Origin of the sequence: Ereboglobus sp. PH5-5 (genome assembly GCF_029504805.1) — a bacterium.
Classification (GTDB): domain Bacteria; phylum Verrucomicrobiota; class Verrucomicrobiia; order Opitutales; family Opitutaceae; genus Ereboglobus.
On the sequence record NZ_JAQFIT010000037.1, the window covers coordinates 1 to 2,497 of the forward strand.

Annotated in this window: 1 protein-coding gene and 1 pseudogene; both read left to right on the forward strand. The window is 60.2% G+C overall.

The annotated features are described in order from the left end of the window. Window positions 1–620, forward strand: a pseudogene (locus M2103_RS13150) (hypothetical protein); the annotation flags it as partial. Window positions 621–1,171: 551 nt separating this feature from the next. Beyond that, on the forward strand, window positions 1,172–1,915 hold the full coding sequence (locus M2103_RS13155) for a TlyA family RNA methyltransferase (protein ID WP_277511142.1): 744 nt from the start codon (window positions 1,172–1,174) through the stop codon (window positions 1,913–1,915). The last annotated feature ends 582 nt before the right edge of the window (window positions 1,916–2,497 follow it).

Below are 2,497 nucleotides of genomic sequence, written 5' to 3' on the forward strand. Positions count from 1 at the left end.
GTGCGGACCTGGCCTTTGCGCGGGTGGATGCGGCCGACGGTGAGCACGACGTTCTTGCCGGGCGCGGCAACGGGAAGCTCGTCCCGGTCCAGGGAACAGGCGAAGGGGTGGAACAGGCGAAGGGGTCGGGACGTTGTTTATTGATTTTCTCCTCTCGCCGCAGCAACGCGAACGAACACCCTTCGCACGCGAGCGAACGCGGCAACGCTGCTCGAACGTCCTGCGGCACACGTCGCGCCAGTCGCGGCGCGGAGGCCGCGCCCGGCACGCCGCCTGCTTGCTCCCTCGCTTCGCTCAGTCCGCAATCGTCCATCCCGCCCGCGTCGGCCTGCGGCTGCGCAGCCGGCGCAAGGCCGCGTCTCCTCACGCTCGACGCCGGAGCGCCGGCTGCTCCGGGCGGGTCCGCAAGGCCCGCCGCTCGCGGTGCCCGCGCGCTCGCCCCTAGCGGGGCGGCGCTGCGCGCGGTCACCGGCTGCATCCACAACGGCGCCGGCACGGACGCCGCGGCTTCGCTTCACTCGTGGCGGTTCCGCGAAATCCGACGCCGACCGTTCCGGCGGAATGGCGGCGCTTCCTGTGAACCCGCGCCGTCACTACTGCAAACAGGCACTGAGAACTGACCCGGTAGCAGGCACGAGGAATTGACCCACCTTGGGATGCGCGGTGGCCGCAAGGCCGCCGCTGATCGGATGGTTCGGAAAAACAAACCGAGGCTGCAGGGGGGACTGAAGATCGCGGCGCGACTGAGAAAAGAGGGCGGGGCACCGGTTGGATGGATCGCTGAAAAATTGCACCTTGGCATAGCGGGCAACTACCTTGCAAGGCACAGGGCCTCAAGAACGCGTGCGTTTTGCCTGTGAAAAAGTTCTACACAGTGTTCTACACATTCGCCGAAAAAAACTGAACCGAGCGAAACAGGCCGAATAGATTTCTCCTATGAAAACGGCATTTTGAAACAGGCCGAAACACCCCGGAAAACTGTCGTCGAGGCTTATGAGTCCCCTGCTCTACCACTGAGCTACTCTGGCAAAAAAACGGGACTGCTTACCGAACCCAAAAACGGCGGAGTCTCAAGACAAAACTTCAATGGCGCTTATTGGGCGCATGGCCGGAGTTTGGCATTAAAGTGTTGCGGCGCGCGGTTTCGCATCTCGAATCGGGCTGTCACACAATGAAACAACGCCTTGACGAAATCCTCGTTGCCCGCGGCCTTGCCGAAACCCGTTCGCAAGCCAAGGCGCTCATCATGAGCGGTCGCGTGCTGCGTGGCACTGAGCGTCTCGACAAGGCGGGCAAGGAATACCCCGGCGACATCGAACTCATCGTCGAGCAGCCGCCGCGTTTTGTGAGCCGCGGCGGGGAAAAACTGGCCGGGTTCCTGGAAAAATTCTCCATCGACCTGAATGGCGCGCATGTGCTGGACGTGGGCGCATCGACAGGCGGCTTCACGGACTGCGCGCTTCAAGCCGGCGCGGCGGACGCGGTGTGCGTGGACGTGGGGCGCGCGCAACTGCACGCGAAGCTGCGCGCCGACCCGCGCGTCACGAATTTCGAAAAGGTGAACGCGCGCCACCTTGCGCCGGGGGATTTGCCGCGCGCGGATTTCGACGCGGTGGTGATGGATTTGTCATTTATCTCGCTCAAGGCCGTGCTGCCCGCCGTGTGGCCGTTCGTGCGCGCGGATGGCGGAATCCTGATCGCACTTGTGAAGCCCCAATTCGAGGCGGGCAAGGCCGAGGTGGACAAGGGACGCGGCGTGATTCGCGACCCCGGGTTGCAGAACGCAATCCTGGCGGACATCACAGAATTCGCACTGCGTGAATTATCCGGCCCGGCACTGATCGGCAGCATGGACTCGCCCATCACGGGCGCTGACGGAAACCGTGAGTTTCTGCTGGGCCTGCGGAAGGGGTGAGGGGCGGACAGGGCGAGATTTTGGTCGCATTTTGAGGTAGGGCGAACCGTCTCGGTGAGCCGGAAATGCTGTGACTCAGCCAAAGGACTCGCCCAATCTTGGGGTGTTTTTCTATGACAAAATAAACCGTAACCACTCTAGCAGGATCGCGGGGAGGGCCGGTCAGTTTTCACCTTTTATTTGTCGCGGTGCTTTTTTGCTAAAAACATTCTAAATATAGTCAATATAATGAAAATAATAAAAAATATAAAAGATATATAAAACGGGATTGTATCAATTAAGGCGCAGGAAAACGATATTAGAAATATTGCCCCCGCAGTAACGGGAATGATCCGCATACTGGTTTTCTCACCGGCATACATTGACCTCCAAGTGAAGCCCATAGCGAGGGTCTCGCTTAATAGAGCCCATATTATTTCACCCATTTTATAAAATCAGGCGGCAGGTTTGCTTGGTTTTTCATTTAAAAACCTCGTTCATTTTCCCGGCCACGTAGGGGGGCGGGCGGACGGGGCGGCCTTCGTGGTCGATGAAGGCGTGCATGGTCGTGCCGGTGACGAGGAGGGTGTCGCCACGGTGGAC

Bases quoted from the DNA above. Each gene is read 5' to 3' on its own strand.
- M2103_RS13155 (WP_277511142.1), top strand. From the start codon at position 1,172: ATGAAACAACGCCTTGACGAAATCCTCGTTGCCCGCGGCCTTGCCGAA.